The sequence below is a fragment of the Kitasatospora sp. GAS1066B genome, from assembly GCF_041262605.1.
Taxonomy (GTDB): domain Bacteria; phylum Actinomycetota; class Actinomycetes; order Streptomycetales; family Streptomycetaceae; genus Kitasatospora.
The window spans coordinates 51656-69420 of record NZ_JBGCCO010000041.1; the positions used below are offsets into that span (position 1 = coordinate 51656).

Here is a 17765-nt window from a genome sequence, read left to right on the forward strand (position 1 = left end):
TCCATCCCGCAGCACCCCGCCCAGCCGTTGATCGAGGCTGTCGAAGCCGCCGTACGCGGCATCCGGCAGGCCGAACTGACCTTCGACGCGATCTCCGACAGCCTGTGCGACGAGCAGGGCTTCGTCGCCGACCACGCTGCCTGGGACCATCACGTCGTCCGCCGTGACCTGTCCGCCTGGACACACATGCAGACCGTGCTGCTGCACGGCTCCGCCTACCTCGACCACGTCCGCCAGAACGCCGTCCGGCTCAATCCCGACGCGGACACCCGCCGCACCTGGACCTACCACCTGCGCGCGCTGGAGACCGCCCTCGACAATGCCCACCGCCAGCAAGCCGCGTGGCCCGCGCCCGGTCCGTTCCTCGGCGACGACGACCGCAGCCGCGAGGACCTCGCCGCCGAGACATGGAGCGACATGAACGAATGGGCCCGACACGGCCCCGTAGCCGCCGATATCCTGCGCCGCGCCGAAAGCCCGGTCGAGGCACCGTCGTTGGCCCAGAGCACAGCAGCGACCCGCACGAGTTCCGGCCCGATTCTGCAGGGCGCCCCGCGCCCTGCACCGCCCAGCCCGCCAGCCGCGCTGCCAGCATCCGAGCGGCCCGGTCAGCTCGTCCTCGTCTCCCCGCTCTACCTTGCCGGCCCTGGCAGCAGCGACGTCGAGTTCGCCGACCGCCTGTTCTTCGAACACGGCTGGACCTGCCCCGAGGACGCGGCCGAGGAGATCGTGCTGCGCAGTCCCTGCCGACAGGTCAGCCTCGCCCTGGAAGACGGCGCCACGCCCGGCGACAGCCGGTGGGCGATCATCGCGCACGCCTCTGGCAACGCCGCCCCGCTGTGGCGCGTCACGTTCGACGATCTCACTCCGGTCGAGATCACCGACGCGTTCGCACAGGCGACCGCACGTCTCATCCGTGACGATCCCGAGGAAGCGCTGCACGGCGCCCCCGCGCCCGAGGCGTCGTTCGATGTCGTGAGCTCGGTCGGCTGGACCGTGCAGGACACGCCCCTGCGCCTGCTTGCGACTTCGCCCGACAACAAGGCCGCGTTCGTTCTCGCCGACCGCACCGATCCGACCCAGCCGCTGGTCCTGGCCGCCGATTCGGGCGTTCCTGGCCGGTCCTGGATCGTATCGGCGTCCCAGAGCACGCCGGCGCCACTGCTCGACACGCTCATGAAGACCGCCGCCGTCAGCGGGACAGCACTCCGTCGGCGTGCCGATATCCCCACGACGCACCTGCCGCACGTGACCTGTACCCCCTGGCCTGCGAAGCGGTCCACGGCAGAGCCGGAAGCTCCGTCCTCCGGCGACGCGTACCGGGCCGATTCGGCAGCAGGCCACGCCCAGGCTCGAACGAGTGCCGCCCTCAACGCCGGCCAGGCCCCGGTCCCTGGGCAGGCAGCGCCGGCCGCCGAGTCCCGTCCGACACAAGTCCGCCCGGGCATCGCGCCGATCGCGAGTAGTGCCGGGCCTGTTCCACCAGCCCGTAGGAGGCGCTGATTCCCCGCCAGCCGATGCCCCGGGCGGGCGCCGCCCTCGACCTCTACCCCTACGGTCAGCCAACCTGAACATCAGGCGTGGGCTGCTGGCCGGTGGGGGCCCGTGCCGCCCCGGGCCCGGATTCGCGTGGCTGGCGATGCGAGCGGACGTCGAAGACGATCCGCCGAACCGCCATGGATCGCCCTACGATCGGAAGGCCCCGTCCCCCGCCCACTTGACCAACCTTCGGCCCGCTCGCCGGCCGCATCATCGCCACGGAGTCCCCGATCGCCGCACCCGCTTCCTCCGAGCAGCTCGTCCTCGTCCGGCCGATCTTCTATGCCGGCCCCGGTACGTACGCCTTCACCGACGTCCTCCTCGCCGAGCACTGCTGGAACCGCAAGGACACACCCAGCGGCACGGTGCTGACGAGCCCCTGCGGACGCCTGGACCTGACGCGCCTGCCCGCCGACACCAGCGGCCGAAGCCACTGGCTGCTGGCCTCCCGCAGCCCGCACCGGGACACGCCGATCTGGTTCGCCGAATTCGACGACCAGGTCCCGAGCGAGATCATCAGCGCCGTCGTGGTGAACACCGCCGTCCTGCTGAACGACGACGCCGACACCATCGCCTATGGCACCAAGGCAGTCGACATGCCGACCGAGATAGTCCAGGCCGTGGGCTGGAGCACCTACTGCGGCGGTCTGGATTTCGTCAGCGTGGCCAGGGACACCGCAGCCGCCCTGTACCACTCCGACAGAGACCCCGACATGCCGATGATGCTCTCCGCAGGCCCGCCCAACCTTGATCGCGACTTCAACGACTACCCGGAGCTGGACGACGAGCACAGGCTTCCCGGGCACCTCTGGTCCGCGACGATCAGCAGGCAAGCGCCGGAACCGGTCCTGCTGACGTTCGCTGCGGCAGCCAGCGGACGCTTCCCCGTGCTGCGACGCCGCGACGAGCTGCCCCAGGCCAACCACGCCCGCACCAAAACCACAGCTCTGCCCAAGGCCGGCCCCGGCCTGAGCGCCGTCACTCCGCGCCATCTGGCTGGCCCGGCAAGCCAACTCGAACGTCCCGGCTTGGTCTCACGCTATTCCTGGCCCCACTTCACCAACAGCGAGCGGGCTGTCATCACCAGCCCATGCGGGCGTCTGCGTGTCGGCGTGGACTTCAGCCCGGCGAGATGGCGGATCCTGGCGGCCGAGTCTGCGAGCGCTCCGACCGACTGGAGCGCCGAGTTCTCCGCAGGAACCCCGCAGGAAATCGTCGAGGACGTGCTCGACGCCCTCGCCGCAGCCGTCCACGACGACTCCGCCCGCGCAGGGAGGACCGCCCTCGACCCCGGTGTGACGCTCACCGGCCAAGACGTGCACGACGCCCTCGACAGCACGGGCTGGCGCGCCCAGGCCAGCGAGAACGGCATCATCGCCATCGCCGATGACGCCCGCAGCATCGTCACCATCCGCAACCGCTTCGGCTACCAAGGGCGCGACCCCTACAAGGAACTCGACCGGCCGCTGCAGCATGCCGGAATGACCATCCGCGCCATGGCGGGCACCGGGTGGCACGCCACCTTCAGCGAAGGCACCCCTGCGTTCCTCCTACGCGCCGCCGCCCAGGCCCTGACCAGCGCCGATCCCGTACAGCGCGACCGCCAGTCCCTGCCGCTCGATGTCATCCCGCATCTGAGAACCATCCGCGCTCCGCGTACAACCCGTCAGAACGCGGCCACCGCCCGCAGCCAACACCGGCCCGCTGCACCAGCCCAGACGACCACGCCCCAGCCGACCGCGCCTGCTGGCGCCCCCCGAAGCGGGCTCGGACGCTGACCGCGCCCTTGCCGAAGGGTGCCGTCCTGCCACTCTCGGCAACCCCTTCCACCTCATCCTGACCAGCCCCGGTGCCCCCACCAACGGGTGGAACTGGCTTGCTGTCAGCACTACGGCTGTCCGGTCTCGGTGACGGTTGCGGAGTCACAGGCCCTGGCGCGCGGTTCGCCGTGATCGATGAGGCGGATGGACTGCGATTCGTTCGTTGATCATGGCAGTTCTGCTCGCTGCCCGGTCGCGCCGCTGCGGGCACCACGGTGCCGGCGGGCCGCCCGGGCTCCGTTCCCCGCCCCCCGCAGGGGTGAGACCCCCAGGCCCCGCACCGCCGAGTCCCGCACCCCGGAACACGGCTGGCACCGGCCGCCCAAGCCCTCCAAGCCCCGAACCGAACATCACGGAGAAATCCTGACCTCGCATCCTCTCGACTCCGTCGCCAACGTCAAGGCCAGCGCCGCGACACTGCGCGAACTCGCCGCCCACCTCACCACAGTCGACACCGATCAGCTCGACCAACTCCTGGAACACCTCCTGCAGGACGGCGGCCTGCTCCACGCCGCCGAGCGGCTTCTCGCCCGTGCCCGTACCGCGGTCAACCCCGACCTCGACGAGACTCACCCCGACCCGGACTCCGTCCCCGCGTACACGCTCATGCACGCCCTGGCCAGGATCGACGAGGACCTGAACGACCGCCGCATGGAGGCGCTCGAATCCCTGTCGGCGGCCCGCACCCTCGTCGTCCCGGGGCCCTCGCCCGTCCACGAGGCGGCGGCGCCAGCAGAGCGCACCGCCCAGCCGTTCGTGACGATCCGGCACACCAACACCGGCGAGATCACCACCACCGGCTACAACGCCGCCGCCCGGCGGATCCTGCTCCAGGCCGGCTTCGAGGAGACTCCTGGCGGCGCCTGCCCAGCGCCGGAAACCAGCACGGACCGGACGCACGGGCCTGCTCGGCAGCCAGCGAGCTGCTCGCCGCCAGCCACCCCGTGCGCCTGCACCGAGCACTCGGCCAGCCGGTGAGCGCCGACGGTACGCCCCTTCCGGGCACACCCGTACAGACCCGCGACAAGACCTCCCACGCCGAGGCCGCCCGCACCGCCCGGCCCAGCCGGGGGCCCGGGGCCCGGGCGAACCGGCCCAGACAGACCCCGTGAGCGGGCCGACCTCGCCCCCCACGGCCCCGGTGATCCTCCCGCCCCTGTACCTCCGACGACTGTCCCTGCCCGCTTCGGTGACCGGCAGGAGCGCCCGGACCGGCTCGAACCCACCAGCAGCCTCGCCGTGACCGTGCCCCTGCTCCTGGAGACCTCCTTGCCCACCGATACCGATATCGACCCGCTGGTCGCCGTCCGCCCGTTGGAACTCGCCGGCGCCGGTACTCCCGCTCAACGCGCTCGGGGCCGTGCCCTCGAACACCGGTGTCTTCCGCCTGCGTGAGCGGACGGTCCGGTGTACCCCCTGCCGGGCCGGTCGCCGACGTCGGCACAGTCCGTGATCCGCTCCGAGAGCGGCCCGCCTTCCAGCACATTGCCAACCGCCCGCACGCGAACCCGTTGAAGGATCTTGCTTTGACCACACCCGGACCGCCCGTCAAAACAGCACACGCCAGGCCCGGCGAGCTGCGGGCCAAGGTCGCCCGAATGTTGGCCGACCGGCCGGCGGACACGCTCACCATCGGGGAAATATCCAAGGCACTGGGCCACTCCCACGGTGCTGTCCAGCAAGCGGTCAACACGCTGGTACGACGCGGCGAGGCCGACCAGCCCGGTGCCGGAACGAAGTTCCGCGCGAACGCGAAGACTGCCGCCGCCGCGCAGGCCGCGGTGATCAGTCCGCCGGGAACGCACTCTCCCCGCGCCGCCGCGGCCACGGCCCGCACGACCGCTCCCGCAGCGACCGCGCCTGCAGCGCCCGCGTCCAAGCCGGGCGGCCCGATCCGCCGTGCGGGGGGCCAGCTCTACCACCCCCGGGAGCTGGCCGACCTGCCCGACGTCGAGGCGCTGAATCGTCTACGCGACGCCGACGTGCCGGTGCTGCTCTACGGTCCCCCGGGCACCGGCAAGACGAGTCTGGTCGAGGCCGCGTTCCCCGATCTGCTCACCGTCGCAGGCGACGGCGACACCACGGTCGGCGACCTCATCGGCGAGTACACGCAGGACGACGGTGGAGGCTATGTCTTCCAGTACGGTCCGCTGATCACAGCGATGACCGAGGGCCGCGCCCTGCTGATCGACGACGCCACCTTGATCTCGCCGAAGGTGTTGGCGGCGCTGTACCCGGCGATGGACGGGCGCCGCCAGATCCAGGTCAAGGCCCACCGGGGCGAGACCATCAAGGCCGAGCCGGGCTTCTACGTGGTGGCGGGCCACAATCCGGGCGTACACGGGGCGATCCTGACGGAGGCGCTGTCGTCCCGGTTCAGCGTGCAGATCCAGGTCGGTACGGACTATGACCTCGCCCTGGCCCTGCGGATCGATGCCCGGGTGGTCCGGGTCGCCCGAAACCTCGCCCGCCAGGTCGAGCTCGGCGAGATGGGCTGGGCCCCCCAACTGCGGGAGCTGCTCAGCTACCAGAAGACCGAGGCCGTCCTCGGCACCAAGGCCGCGCTCGCGAACTTGATCGGGATCGCTCCCCTGGAGGACCGCGACGCCGTCGCCACCGCCGTCGGCAAGATCGCCGGCGTCAAGGACGTCGCGCCCCTCACCCTCGGCCGGCAGCTCTCCGCCACGACCGCTTCGGCCGCCCAGCAGCCCCCGGGCAACACCGGCTCCGCGCACCGGGGCCGCTCGCGATGAACGCCCATCACCACGTCCAGTCCCCCACCACCACGCCCGACGACGACGCCGACCTAACGCGCTGGGACGACGACGGTGCCCCGCCCGCACCGCCCCGCTCCTCCCCGGCCACGTGGCTGCGCGTGGGAGCCGAGCTCGGCGACCGGCTGGTCGCCCTCTCCGGCCGCCAGGACCTGCTCGTCACCTGCCGCCCCGGCACCCGCAGCGGCGCACCGGCCGCCTTCTTCCCCGCCTTGGCGGAGATCGAGTTCGACGCCGCTCTGTTCGCCCCTCTCCAGCCCCACGAGGTCCGTCCGCGGATCCTGGGCGACGAGGAGCACTATCCCGCCGCCTGGGGCGTGTTCGTCCACGAGGCCGCCCATGCGGCCCACACCGTATGGGAGCCGCCGGCCGGCGCGGAACCCCACGTCGTCGAAGCCGCGCTCCTGCTGGAGGAGAGCCGCGCCGAAGCCGCCCACCTGCTCAGGCGGCCCACCGACCGCAAATACCTGCGCACCAGCGCCCGCACTCTGGTCATGCCCGACATCGCCAACCCCAGCGTCCAGGGCGTCGAGCAAGCCGCCAGCGTGGCGGCCCTGATACTCGGCCGCCGTGACGCCGGCATCCTGGACGCCGGCGAGACCAAAGCCGTCGCCGACCTGTGCGAAAAGGTCCTGGGCGCCGACCTGCTGGCCACCCTCACCGGCATCTGGACCGCAGCCCACCGGTGCGCCGACCACGACGCCACCACCATGCTCGAGCACGCCCAGGACTGGTGCGACGCCCTGGACACCGCTGCCCCCGCCCTGCCCGCCCCGCCGGCGGACCTCACCGATCTGCTGTCCGGCGCCGTGACGGTCGTCCTGGACAACACGGCCGCCAACGACGCGGCCGACCTCGCGGCACAGCTCGCCGCGAGCAACGCCGTGGCCGCGCAGTCCAGGGCGCAGGCCCAGGACCGCGCCCAGCAGGCCGGCCAGCGACGCAAAGCCGCCGCCACCGCCAAGTCCGTTTTCAACTCGCGCGGCACCACCGTCAGCCCCGACGGCACACCGGCGCCCTACAGCAACCCGATCACCGGCACCCGCCGACCCACCGCCGCCGAGCAGACCGCCGCCGCGCGCCTGAGCCGCGCCCTACGCGCCGCCGCCTACCGCGAACGCACCGAGGAGCGGACCACCAGCCCCACCCCGCCCGGCCGCCTCAACATGCGCCAGGCCCTCGCCCGCGACGCCCAGCGCGCCGCGGGATCGATACCCACCGCAGAACCCTTCACCCACACCCGCCGCCGCAACTCCCCCACCCCACCACTGCGCGTGGGCATCGCCGTCGACGTCTCCGGCTCCATGAGTGCCGCCTGCGGGCCCGTCGCATCAGCTGCTTGGATCGTGGCCCGCGCAGCGGCCCTGACCGACCCCGACTCCCGCACCGCCACCATCGCCTACGACCATGATCTGACCGCACTCACCCGCCCCACCCACCGGGCACCAGACCGCGTGACAACGTTCGATGCCAACGGCGGCAGCCACAACCTCGGCGACGCCATCGACGCACTCGACCACGGCCTCGACCTCAGCCGCCCCGGCACCGGCCGCCTCCTCGTGATCGTCACCGACGCCCAATACACCAGCGGCGAAACCGCTCAAGCCGTCACCCGCATCAAACGCCTCACCGCCGCCGGCTGCGCCGTACTCCAGCTCACCCTCACCAAGGAATCCCGCCACCTGCCAGGGACCACCCTGCTTCACCTGCCCCGGCCCTCCAGTGCTCCCGCCGCCATCGCCACCGCCGCCACTGCCGCCATCCGCAGGACACGCTGAGGCGCCGTCATACGACCACGATGATCAGACGGAGAAGCCCCTGTCCGCCGGGTTCATCGAGACAGGACACCCCTTCCACCTCATCCTGACCAGCCCCGGCGGCGCGCCCCGCCAACGGGTGCAACTAACTCACCGTCAGCACTACGGCCCCGGCTGCAAGTCCACCCTTGCAGCCGGGGCCGTAGTGCGTTCGCCTGCGGCAGACAGGAAACGCTATGTACAACGGGAAATCCAAGCGAACATAGACGCCTCCCACCCCCTTCGGAAGGCGTTCTTCTTGACCCTGGTGCTCTCCGCCCCCTCCGTCACAGGCCCGCGCCCCGGCGACGCCATCGCTCACCGCACGTGGCTGCTCGGTCCCGGCAATCCGCACCTGATCGACTCGTTCATCTACGAGCACCGGTGGTCCTACGCCATCGACACCTTCGGCAGCGTGCACACCAACAGCCCCGACGGCACGGTCTACCTCGGCTATCAGCCCGACAACCCGAACGCCGACACCTGGACCATCGCCGTGGTCGGCACCAGCCTCCACCCCGGATGGAAGGCCGTGTTCGACCGGGAAACGCCCGCCGAGCTCGTCCTGGACCTGCTCAACGCCATGCTCAACCGCACCACACGCTGACCGCCACGACGCTCACCGCGCCAGCACGCCCACGCCCCCAGCCGAAAGGCCCGCCCCATCGCTCTCGTAGGCGCCCTGAACCTGGCTCTTCAGCACACTCTCTTCCGGGTCCGACTCCTGGCCGCCGAGACCGTTCTCCACGGCACTGCGCCCCTTCCTCGGGGCCTTCAGGGCTGACCGTCCCGTGGTGCAGCCCGCCCAGCTGGTTGCCCCGGTTGACGTCACTACGCGCGCCCCGGCGCTTCCCCTCCTCCACACCGCCCGCCCCGTTTCAAGGGAGCAGTATGTCCACCGACCTGGTCACCACCGCGCAGACCGCGCCCGGAAGCCGCCGCAAGCTGGTCCTCTCGCTCTGCCTGAGCAACATCCCTGTCCTGATCACGTCCGTCTATCCGCTCTGCATGGTGGCGGGGCAGGTCAACGGCCCAACGTGGCGCTCCCTGGTCATCGTCCTGACCTTCGACGCGCTCATGCTGGTCGGAACCGACGTCTACGCGAAGATCCGTGACCACCGTAAGAGCACAGCGGTCTGATCCGGGATCACGCTTGCGGGGCCGACGCCGTTCACCGGACCCGCAGGCGTGAAGCCCGCCCACCACGCATGGCCGGAAGTCCGGTCGGTGTGCGGGCAACCGGATTCGATCGCGCAGGCATCGGCGGCCGGACGCCGAGTCATCAACGTCCAGTAATAGGAGTGTCATTGGTCCTCCAGTGTCTGAGCACCACTCGCGGAACCCTCGACGACCTCGGCCGGGCCTTCGGCACCGGGTACGGCGCCGCGAACAGCGACGGCGGGCGGGTGCGCTACAGCGTTCTCGGCTACTTCATCCGCCCCTACGGCTGCCGCTTCCTGGCGGTCGTCTCCGGGCTCGACGTCCCAGGCGCCGTCGGCCAGCCGCATCCCCTGGTGGGCCGCTGGGGCTGGGCTGACGCCGACGACTTCGACGACCTCGTCGTGGTCCACCCGGTGCGCCGAGGCGACGGCGCCGGACGCTCGTTCTGCCACCACCACATCGTCTCGTCCCCCACGCGGCCGGTGTGCCGGTTCTGCCGCGTCCGTCCGCCGGCGCCTGCCTGCGCGTACTTCGCCGAGTCCCGCTTCGCGCCTTTGTCGGAGGCGTGACTCGGACATACGAGGCCCCCGTGCTGTTGACCACCGGCCTCCCGTCCGATCGTCGACAGCGCTTGCCGCACAATGCCGCCCCTCCCTGCCCCGACCCGCTCGTGTCCCCGGAGGACGAATGCCGTACCGCTCCAGCCGCCGACTCCTTCTCCTGCCAGCCGTCGTGGTCACCTGCAGTGCTTTCGCCTTGTGCGCCGCCGCCGCGATCACCGGTGCGCTCCGGCAGGACTTCGGCCTGGTCTCGCTCACCATGGCTGGTTGCTCAGGCGCCGTCGCCGTGTTGTGCGCGCTGAGCCGACTCTCCGACCGGCTGGTCGACCGCACGCTGCTCGGCGCGCTGCGCGAACACCCCGGCCCGACCGAGGAGCACCTCACCCGGAAGCTCGACGCCCGCCCGTCCCTCGTCCGCCTTAGCCTGCGGCGGCTGGAGCTCTCCGGCCGGGTCACCGCCGAGACCGACGCCCAGGGCGCCGTCCGCTACCGCGCAAGCTGACCGCCCATCCCGCTTCGCTACGCCCTTCGCCCAACTCCGAGAGGAATGGACCACGTTGGCCGCTCACCGCGCCCGCTACACTGTTTTGCACCCTGATCGCTCGACCTGCCCGCCGGCCCATAAGTACACGTCCTCGGGCAAGCCCAAGACGGACGGCTGTGACGGGAGGATCGGGTTCGCCGTGAGCTGCCTGGGGTGTGACTTCACCGGCGAGGCCACCTTGAAGGTCGTGGCCGAGAATTCCTTTCGGCGCCACGTCGGGCAGGCGTCCCGGCCGTAGCCGAAGCCTGACCATCAGTAGGTGACCAAGGGCCGGCCCGCGTTCAGCGCGGGCCGGCCCTTCGGTGTTCCTGCCTCCCGGCCCGTCGGCCGACAACGGCTGAGGGCGCCCGCCGATCCCGTGGGATCTCGGCGGGCGCCCTCAGCGCGTCGTCAGCAGGTCCGTCGCTGCCGGATGGCCAACTCTTCCAGCGACCAGGCCGGTTACTCCCAGATCGCCCCGGCGAGCAGTCCGTCGAACCCGAGTCCGGTGACGGCCTGGTCGAAGTCCGCCCAGGCGCGCTGCGGAGTGCCGTACACGCTCTCGAAGAACTCGAGGTCGAGGTCCTCGGGCCACTCGTACGCGCAGCGGCAGCGGACGAAGACCTGGGGGCCGACGCTCAGCAGCAGCCAGTCGCGCCCGGCAGCGCACTGCGAGCAGGTGATCGGGATGCCGCGGGAGTTCAGCTCACCGGGATGCGGGACAGCGCGGATCACCAGCTGGCCGGCCACCGGCTCGGGGATGGCCGGCGTGAGATCGGGGAAATGGAACATCGTTCCGTCAGGCGTGGACTGGGGGTTCGGCTCGTAGGAGTTCGGGTCCATGTCGCCCTGCGGCACGCGTATCGCCTTTCGTCGTCAGGCTCGCTACAAGCCGCTGACGAGGCGTTTTATTCCCGATCTCACCGACTGTTACCAAGTCGCGATCTTGATGGGTGGCGGTCCGGGCCGCGGGAGCCGCCCGGCTCTACAGGCCGAAGTACCGCTGCCACGCCTCGCGCCGGTCGCCGTGCAGGCGCCGGGCGGTGTCCAGCAGGTAGATCCCGCCCTGGAACGGACGGAAGCCGACCGACTCCCACAGCCGCCCGAGCCTGGCCTTGGCCTGCGCTCGGGCGGCCTCGTCGCCGTCGAGGTCGCGGCCGAGCGGAGAGGGTTCACAGGCGACTGCGCAGCATCCCGGCGACAGGCGCCGGACGGCCTCGGAAGCGGCCAGGGCGCCGATGCCGAATCCACGGTATTCGGCTGCGAGTTGGACGTGTTCCATGACGAGCAGGTCTCCGACCGGCAGTTCGATGTGGTCCTCGAACCGGGTGGACCAGTTGAGCCCGGCCTTCCTGGTGGTGTGGGGGTCGATGACCGCCGCGACGGCCTTCTCGACGTCCGCGGAGTAGGCGTCGGCTGCCCTCCATGCGGAGTGCCGGGTGTGGTTGCGGATCCGCACGAAGCTCATGGAGCCGATGGTCGCCTCGGTCTCGCCGTGGTCGCAGCCGCCCGGATCGCTGCAGGTCTCGGTGAGGTAGCAGGTGATGTCGACCTGCCACTGCTCGATGGTGTCCTCGTAGCCGAGCGGGACGGCGGGGTGCTCGAGCCTGTAGTGGAGGCTGATGTCACCGCCGCCGAAGGCGAGTTCGTTGGCGGGGCGGCGCGGGGTGTAGGTCATCGCTGTCCTTGGGCTGCTGGCCGTGTGACACGGTGTGGAGGTCGTCGGCTTGCGGTGGTCGCGCCGGCTTCGGTGGCGCGTGGGCTGTTCGTGGTGTCCGGGCGCGGCGCCCGGACCCACTGGTGCCGGGGCTACTTGATCTGGATGTCGAGCAGGGCGGTGGCGTCGGTGATGCGCTGGCGGCACTGGCCGAGGTCGTGGCCGGTGACGACCAGGTAGCACACGCGCAGGTCCCCGGGGCTGTCGTCGGCCTGCGTGCCGAGGTCGTCGCCGGTCTGCCGCAGCCAGACCAGGCGCTCCAGCCATGGGAGTTCGGTGAGGTCGCCGTGGAACTGGGCTCGGGTGAGGCGGCCGGGGCGGGGTGCGGTGGGGAAGGACAGAGCCGTGGTGCGGGACCAGTTCGGGGAGAGGTCGGGCTCCTGGCCGCGTGCGATGGCCGCTGCGGCGGCCGGCAGGTCGATGCCGGTCGCCTCGAAGACCAGGTGCGGGACGAGGTCATCGCCCAGGCGCGCGTTCACGTCGATCAGGCGCGGGCCACGCTTGGTCATGGCGATCTGGACGTGCGAGATGCCGTTGGCGATGCCCAGCGCGTCCAGGGCGGCCTGGGCGAGGGGCCCGGCCTCGGCGAGCAGCGGGTCGTCGGCGGTGACGCTGAAGCCGAGCGCCGAGAACCGGGGCTGGGGGCCGACGGCCTTGCGGGCGAGGGCGACGGCGGTGGTGACACCGCGAGTGGTGACGCACTGCACCGCCACCTCGGGGCCACTCAGGTACTCCTCGACCAGGACGCCCCGGCCCTCGCGGCCCTGGCCGTCGGCGTAACGGGCGGCGTAGGCGTACGCGGCGGGCAGTTCGTCGGCATTGTCGGCCTTGACGACGCCCAGACCGTCGCGGTGGGCGACCGGCTTGAGGACGACGGGGAAGCCGATGTTCTCGGCGGCGTCCTGGGCGCTGGCCAGGGAGGAGGCCCGCTCGGAGGCGGCCGACGGGACGCCGGCGGCCGACCAGACGGCGCGGGCGACGGCCTTGTTGCGGCAGGCGACGGCGGTGGCCGAGCTGTTGCCCGGCAGACCGAGGTCGGCGGCGACGTGGGCTGCGGGCACGAGCAGGAACTCGTCCCGGGTGAGCACCCCGTCGATGCGGTGGCGGGCGGCCAGGCGCGCGACGGCCGCGCGCAGGTCCTTCAGGTCGAGGGGGTCGGCGATCTCGTGGTCGCTCAGGTGGGCCAGCTCCCAGGTCGGCGCGTGCGGGGCGATGAGGGCGACCGGATACGACTGGGCGATCTGGCCGAGGCAGTACTCGCCGTCGGCGCCGGCGTCGGTGGTGATGACGATCAGGACACCATCTGTCATACGGTGCAAATCTCCAGAGTCCAGGCGGGAAAAGGGGATCGGGAAAGAGAAGGAGGATCAGGTCGTCTGGGGGGCAGCGCGGCTGGACCGGCCGACCGCACGGGCTCGGGGGGCGTGCAGGACGAGCAGCGTGCCGACGACTGCCCAGATCAGCACCTGCGTCGCGGGTGTCAGCAGCGCCGGCACCGCGCGGGTGGGCACCGCGGCCACCACAAGCCCCGCCGCGGACACCGCAGCGAGCAGCACCGCGCCGGCCTGCAGCGCGGGCCGCCCAGCGAATCGCAGGTCGGCGCAGGTCGCCGACAACGCCACGGCGCACACGCCCTCGGCGGCCGTGAAGGCTGCGAGGGCCGCCGTGCAGGAGCTCACCGTGGTGGTGAGTGCGGCGGCGGTGCCGGCCGCGCAGGTCAGCACGGCGGCGGCGAGAGCGAGCCGGTACGGGCCGAGCAGGGCAAGCAGGCGCCGAGCCACGACGGCGGCGCTCTGGCCGGCGGCGACCGCCACCGTCCAGACCAGGTCGACGGCCACGGCCTGCCGGTGCCCGTGCCCGGTGACAGTGACGAGCGCGGCTGCCGCGAGCACGCTGGTGGCGGCCGTCACGGCGGTGAGCGCCACTCCAGGACGGGCGACTGCCCCGCCCGTGATGCGCACCCCGGTCGCGGGCCCGGGCACCGCACCCCGCCGCACAGCCGCGGGTCCGGGCAGCCACATCGGCTGGACGCCCGCCGTGGCGAGCGAGACGGCCGAGAGGATGGCGGCGGTGGCCAGCAGCAGCGCGGGGCCGGCCAGCAGCAACGCGCAGGCCATCGCCGGGCCGGCCACAGCGGCCAGCTGGTCGATCAGGTCCAGGCGCCGCTGGACGTGCCGGCCCTGGTGGTCGGCGCGCCGCACGGCCTCCGCATCCAGGCGGCGGGCGGCCAGCACGCCGACCGGAGAGGCCGCTGCGGCGAGCGTGCCGAAGCCCAGGAGGACGGCGAGGTGGCCGCCCGGGGCGAGCGCGGTCATGGCGGCCAGCACCGTCACCAGGCGCACCGCGCCGACCGTCTGGGTGGCCCGGTAGGGGCCGTGGCGGTCGACCATCGGTGCGGCCAAGGTGCCGGCGAGCAGGCGGAGCGTCCACTCTGCGCCCAGCGCCACAGCGGCCCACGCCGGGGCGTGTGTGGCGGCGAGCACCGCCAGCGGCAGCGTGTAGGTGACGACCGAGCCCGCGAGCGCCTCTCCGGCGCGCAGCAGGTAGCAGCGCGCGTACCAGTCCCGCCCCCGGCTCGCGAGGGCGTGCTCGGCGCCGGTCGCCACGCTGGTCGGCGCGTCGGGTGCGTCCGTGAACGGGAACATCGCTCTCCTGGGGGACGGGGTGATGGTGGCAGGGCTGGTGCGCCTGCCGGCGGAGCCTCCAAGGGCGTCCGCCGGCAGGCGAGATGACCCAGCATCCGGATCGAGCGGCCGTTTTAAAACGGCCACCTGCCGTGGTAGAAGCCGCCGCGAAGGCCCGTGGAAGGGCCTAGCGGCGCGGGCGGCGAGCCGTCTCGGACACCGGCGCGGGCTGTCCGGACGGCGGCCGTACTGGGCCGACTGTGGGCCGCGTCGCGGCCGGAGCAGACGGCGCGGACGGCGCGGCCGACAGTTTCGCCAGCCGCCGCACCCGCCAGACCATGACTGCGGCCACCGAGTCCGCGCTGCCCAGCTCCCTTTGCTCCTTGGCCTGTTGGAGGAGGTCGGCTGGGTCGTAGCCTGCTGCTTCCGCTTCGGCGAGGGTCGCGGCGAGCGCGTCGAAGCCCTCGTCCGCGGGCAACTGGTCGCCCCGGTGGACGTGCTCGCGCACCAGGGCGGCGTGGCGCTCGCGCACCGCTGGGGGCAGGCTTCGTCCGCGGGTGGCCATCGCGGCCATCGGCCGGGCGGCCACGGTGGCATACGCCTGGCGAAGGTGGGCTGCTGCGGCCTGGGCGGCTTCGGCCTGCTGAGCGTGTCCGCGGGCCGCGTTCCAGCGGCTGGCGGCGATGGCGAGCAGGACCAGGGTGGACAGCAGCATGGCGGTCACACCGCCGTCCTCGCCGCGGCTCTGCGCGTAGCCACTGTTCAGCAGTTGGCGCGCGGCCGAGCGGACCGCGGTGTTGTCGGCCCGCTCCGCACGTACGTGGGATCGCGCTGCGCGCTCGAAGGCCCGTGCGGCTGCTCGCAGTTGTGCCCGGGTGTCGGCCGGGGCCTTGAGCACCAGGACGTCGAGGACCTCGCTCGCGCCGACCAGCTGGGCGGCGCTCTCCTCGTCGTTGTCGCCGTCCAGGACGCGGGTGGCCCGATCGACCACGGCTGCCGCGTCGCGGCGAGCCCGCGCGGCACGCGAGCCGGGTACCCGCCGGATGCCGTCGGCCGACCCGTCGGCCTCCTGGGCCGGCTGGTCGGCGGTCCCGCCGGCCATGCGCTTGCGGATCCTGGGCAGCGAGAGGTCCGGTGCGAGCTTGGAGCCCGGGTAGTAGACCGGATCGCCTGCGGCGTTGCGGTCCTCAGGGTCGGCGACCGAGTACCCGAGGAGGTCCCCGCTCGGGGCGAGGCGCTTGTTCACCAGCAGGCCGGCCGCCGCGAGGCGGTCGAAGAACTCCTGCTCGTCCTTGGCGCCGGCCACCGCCTGGCGGACCTTGTCGCGCAGCTCCAGGCGTACCGGCTCCGGCCGGCCGAGCCGTTCGGCCTTGTGCATCTCCGCGCTGGTCGGCCGCTTGGCCGCCGTCTTGTCGCCCTTCTTGACCCGGCGCAGACCCCATTGCCGCTCGATCTCGCGGCACTCGGCCTGGGCGCGGTCGGCGTCTTTGTACAGCCGCGGCTGCTTGAGATCACCGCGCACGACGGTCGCCATGATGTGGATGTGGTCATCCGCGTGGCGCACCGCGATCCAGCGGCAGCCGTCCGGGTCACCGGGCACGGCGATACCGGCGGCTGCGACCACTCGGCGGGCGACCTCGGCCCACTCCTCGTCGCTCAGCATCCGGTCGTCTGCGTCGGCGCGGACGGGGCAGTGCCACACGTGCTTCTTCGGCTTGCGGGAGCCGAGTTGGTTGACCCTCAGATCCAGTGCTGCTTCGAGCTGCTTGAGGTTCGCGTACGGGTCGCGGCCCGGATCGGGCGCGAAGCCGTCCCAGGACGCGACGATGTGCGGATCGGTGTGCTCGTCGTGCTTGCCCGGCCCATAGAGGTAGACGAGCAGCCCGTACGTGCGTGAGCCTCGGCGGACCTTGGGTATCAGTTCACCTCACCTGCCGACCAGTTGGGCACCGGCAGCGTCCACGCCGACCACCGCCTTGCGGATCGCGGCCAGGACGGTGTCCAACTCGCCGTATCGCGGGTATCCGCCGGCGTTCAGCTGGAAGGCAACCTGGTTGAGATTGTTGCCGACCCGGGCAAGGTGGGCACGGGCTGCGGCGAGCTCGTCGACCGCACGGTCGAGGCGGTCTTGCGGGTCGGCGTCGGCACTCAGGCCGCGGGCGGCATTCAAGGTGCTGGTCGCGACGAAGCGCGACACGGTCTGCACGCGGGCACTCGCGGCGACAACGATCTCGGCATGCTCAATGGCGTTGAAGCGCACAGTCAGTCGGTGCGCGCGCTGCGTCTGCTCGCGGCTGCGGCGGCGGGGTTGGCGCGCAGGCGGCGCAGCGGGGTCGGGAGCGGTCTGCTCAGTGGTCGTCGTCTTCTCCTCCCTCCAGTCCACCCGGAGCCCCCTGGCTCCGGGTGGCCGTTGTCGGATCGAGCGCCCCCGCTCGATCCGACAACGGCCTGCCCTCGCCCCCTGGGCGAGGGCCAAACGCCTGGGACTGCCCGTAGGGCAGCCCCAGGCAATAACTTGCTCCGCCGAAGGTGGCAAGCGGTCAGGCCCCCAACCGCCGGTCAGGGGCCTGACGAAGAGCAGCGATCAGGCCGCGGTCTCCAGCTCGAGCCGGACGTCGAGCAGCACGTCCATCACGTACTCCATCGCCTCCTGCGGCGTCTCCAGCACGAACTTCGGTCCGCGGGCGGCTCGGCGCACCAGCCAGCTGCCGTCGCTCGCACCCTCGGCACTGTGGAGCAGGCCCTGGGCGAGCAGGAGGCCCATCAGCGCGTCGGAGTGCTGGATTTCGGGCTTGTTGCGGGTCATTTCGGTTCCTTCAGGGCGGAGTTCAGTGAGGATCTGGGCGAGAGTTCAGGCCCATTTGTCGGCTGTCGACGTTTCAGCGGCGGGCAGGTGGAGGTTTGGACTCGGCTTCCTTCACCGCGGCGAGGAGCTCTCCCAGCGCCTTGTTGTTGATGCCGACGCCCTCGTCCTTGAGGCCGGCGCGGAGCACATCGCGCGTGACCCGCCCCTCCGCTTCGGCAGCGGCCTTGCGGGCGATCGGCAGAAGCGCTTTGAGGTCCTTGTCGGAGAGTGAGCGCTTCGGGACGGGTTCGGGACGGTCCCGGGAACCGGTCCCCACCCCCGCAGCGGTCCCCGACTGCGGGACGGTCCCGGTCCGTACCGGCGGGACGGTCCCCGGACTCGGTACAGTCCCGGCCCCCGACTGCGGGACCGTCCCCGTCCCCAGAGGTGGGACGGTCCCCGTCCC

General features: G+C 72.0%; 18 protein-coding genes. 9 read left to right on the forward strand and 9 right to left on the reverse strand.

Annotation, left to right across the window (positions count from 1 at the left end; genetic code table 11):
- Positions 1 to 27: 27 nt before the first annotated feature.
- The 6 genes from ABH937_RS33335 to ABH937_RS33360 all read left to right on the forward strand — a co-directional run bounded on the left by ABH937_RS33335 (position 28) and on the right by ABH937_RS33360 (position 8536).
- Positions 28 to 1503 carry a DUF317 domain-containing protein gene (locus ABH937_RS33335; protein WP_370220394.1) on the forward strand — a complete coding sequence of 492 codons (1476 nt, stop codon included), beginning with the start codon at positions 28 to 30 and terminating at the stop codon, positions 1501 to 1503.
- A 401-nt stretch (positions 1504 to 1904) separates the two neighbouring features.
- Complete coding sequence (locus ABH937_RS33340; RefSeq protein WP_370220395.1) at positions 1905 to 3317, forward strand: DUF317 domain-containing protein; 1413 nt, start codon at positions 1905 to 1907, stop codon at positions 3315 to 3317.
- 798 nt (positions 3318 to 4115) lie between these two features.
- Positions 4116 to 4337: a hypothetical protein gene (locus ABH937_RS33345; RefSeq protein WP_370220413.1), complete on the forward strand. Its 222-nt coding sequence runs from the start codon at positions 4116 to 4118 to the stop codon at positions 4335 to 4337.
- A gap of 548 nt (positions 4338 to 4885) precedes the next feature.
- Positions 4886 to 6112, forward strand: coding sequence for an AAA family ATPase (locus tag ABH937_RS33350; protein WP_280667035.1), 1227 nt, complete (start codon positions 4886 to 4888; stop codon positions 6110 to 6112).
- The gene (locus ABH937_RS33355) at positions 6109 to 7911 is read left to right on the forward strand and encodes a hypothetical protein (RefSeq protein ID WP_370220396.1); all 1803 of its coding nucleotides are present in this window, start codon (positions 6109 to 6111) and stop codon (positions 7909 to 7911) included. Before ABH937_RS33350 ends, ABH937_RS33355 begins: the two co-directional genes overlap by 4 nt.
- A 286-nt stretch (positions 7912 to 8197) precedes the next feature.
- On the forward strand, positions 8198 to 8536 hold the full coding sequence (locus tag ABH937_RS33360) for a DUF317 domain-containing protein (RefSeq protein ID WP_370220414.1): 339 nt from the start codon (positions 8198 to 8200) through the stop codon (positions 8534 to 8536).
- Positions 8537 to 8548: 12 nt separating this feature from the next.
- On the opposite strand, the gene ABH937_RS33365 is transcribed toward ABH937_RS33360, so the two are convergent.
- Positions 8549 to 8677: a hypothetical protein gene (locus ABH937_RS33365; protein WP_370220397.1), complete on the reverse strand. Its 129-nt coding sequence runs from the start codon at positions 8675 to 8677 to the stop codon at positions 8549 to 8551.
- A 143-nt stretch (positions 8678 to 8820) separates the two neighbouring features.
- Here ABH937_RS33365 and ABH937_RS33370 point away from each other — a divergent pair, with 143 nt between their 5' ends.
- The 3 genes from ABH937_RS33370 to ABH937_RS33380 all read left to right on the forward strand — a co-directional run bounded on the left by ABH937_RS33370 (position 8821) and on the right by ABH937_RS33380 (position 10152).
- Positions 8821 to 9069 carry a hypothetical protein gene (locus tag ABH937_RS33370; RefSeq protein ID WP_370220398.1) on the forward strand — a complete coding sequence of 83 codons (249 nt, stop codon included), beginning with the start codon at positions 8821 to 8823 and terminating at the stop codon, positions 9067 to 9069.
- 167 nt (positions 9070 to 9236) lie between these two features.
- The gene (locus ABH937_RS33375; protein WP_370220399.1) at positions 9237 to 9659 is read left to right on the forward strand and encodes a hypothetical protein; all 423 of its coding nucleotides are present in this window, start codon (positions 9237 to 9239) and stop codon (positions 9657 to 9659) included.
- A 118-nt stretch (positions 9660 to 9777) separates the two neighbouring features.
- Positions 9778 to 10152, forward strand: a complete 375-nt coding sequence (locus ABH937_RS33380) for a hypothetical protein (protein ID WP_370220400.1) — start codon at positions 9778 to 9780, stop codon at positions 10150 to 10152.
- A 483-nt stretch (positions 10153 to 10635) separates the two neighbouring features.
- On the opposite strand, the gene ABH937_RS33385 is transcribed toward ABH937_RS33380, so the two are convergent.
- The 8 genes from ABH937_RS33385 to ABH937_RS33420 form a co-directional block, all read right to left on the reverse strand.
- Entirely contained in the window at positions 10636 to 11031 is a 396-nt protein-coding gene (locus ABH937_RS33385; RefSeq protein WP_370220401.1) for a hypothetical protein, read from the reverse strand.
- Between the two features lie 127 nt (positions 11032 to 11158).
- On the reverse strand, positions 11159 to 11851 hold the full coding sequence (locus ABH937_RS33390; protein WP_370220402.1) for a hypothetical protein: 693 nt from the start codon (positions 11849 to 11851) through the stop codon (positions 11159 to 11161).
- A gap of 131 nt (positions 11852 to 11982) precedes the next feature.
- Positions 11983 to 13200: an acetyl-CoA carboxylase biotin carboxylase subunit family protein gene (locus tag ABH937_RS33395; RefSeq protein WP_370220403.1), complete on the reverse strand. Its 1218-nt coding sequence runs from the start codon at positions 13198 to 13200 to the stop codon at positions 11983 to 11985.
- 57 nt (positions 13201 to 13257) lie between these two features.
- A complete protein-coding gene (locus ABH937_RS33400) occupies positions 13258 to 14535 on the reverse strand; it encodes a hypothetical protein (protein WP_370220404.1) in 1278 nt (425 codons plus the stop codon).
- A gap of 166 nt (positions 14536 to 14701) precedes the next feature.
- A complete protein-coding gene (locus ABH937_RS33405; protein WP_280672203.1) occupies positions 14702 to 16435 on the reverse strand; it encodes a mobilization protein in 1734 nt (577 codons plus the stop codon).
- A gap of 6 nt (positions 16436 to 16441) precedes the next feature.
- Positions 16442 to 16897, reverse strand: a complete 456-nt coding sequence (locus tag ABH937_RS33410) for a hypothetical protein (protein ID WP_280667044.1) — start codon at positions 16895 to 16897, stop codon at positions 16442 to 16444.
- Positions 16898 to 17098: 201 nt separating this feature from the next.
- Positions 17099 to 17320, reverse strand: a complete 222-nt coding sequence (locus ABH937_RS33415; RefSeq protein WP_370220405.1) for a hypothetical protein — start codon at positions 17318 to 17320, stop codon at positions 17099 to 17101.
- Positions 17321 to 17393: 73 nt separating this feature from the next.
- Positions 17394 to 17636, reverse strand: coding sequence for a hypothetical protein (locus ABH937_RS33420; protein WP_370220406.1), 243 nt, complete (start codon positions 17634 to 17636; stop codon positions 17394 to 17396).
- Positions 17637 to 17765: the final 129 nt, after the last annotated feature.

Bases quoted from the DNA above. Each gene is read 5' to 3' on its own strand.
- ABH937_RS33395 (WP_370220403.1), bottom strand. From the start codon at position 13,200: ATGACAGATGGTGTCCTGATCGTCATCACCACCGACGCCGGCGCCGAC.
- ABH937_RS33415 (WP_370220405.1), bottom strand. From the start codon at position 17,320: ATGACCCGCAACAAGCCCGAAATCCAGCACTCCGACGCGCTGATGGGC.
- ABH937_RS33400 (WP_370220404.1), bottom strand. From the start codon at position 14,535: ATGTTCCCGTTCACGGACGCACCCGACGCGCCGACCAGCGTGGCGACC.
- ABH937_RS33390 (WP_370220402.1), bottom strand. From the start codon at position 11,851: ATGACCTACACCCCGCGCCGCCCCGCCAACGAACTCGCCTTCGGCGGC.
- ABH937_RS33370 (WP_370220398.1), top strand. From the start codon at position 8,821: ATGTCCACCGACCTGGTCACCACCGCGCAGACCGCGCCCGGAAGCCGC.
- ABH937_RS33380 (WP_370220400.1), top strand. From the start codon at position 9,778: ATGCCGTACCGCTCCAGCCGCCGACTCCTTCTCCTGCCAGCCGTCGTG.
- ABH937_RS33355 (WP_370220396.1), top strand. From the start codon at position 6,109: ATGAACGCCCATCACCACGTCCAGTCCCCCACCACCACGCCCGACGAC.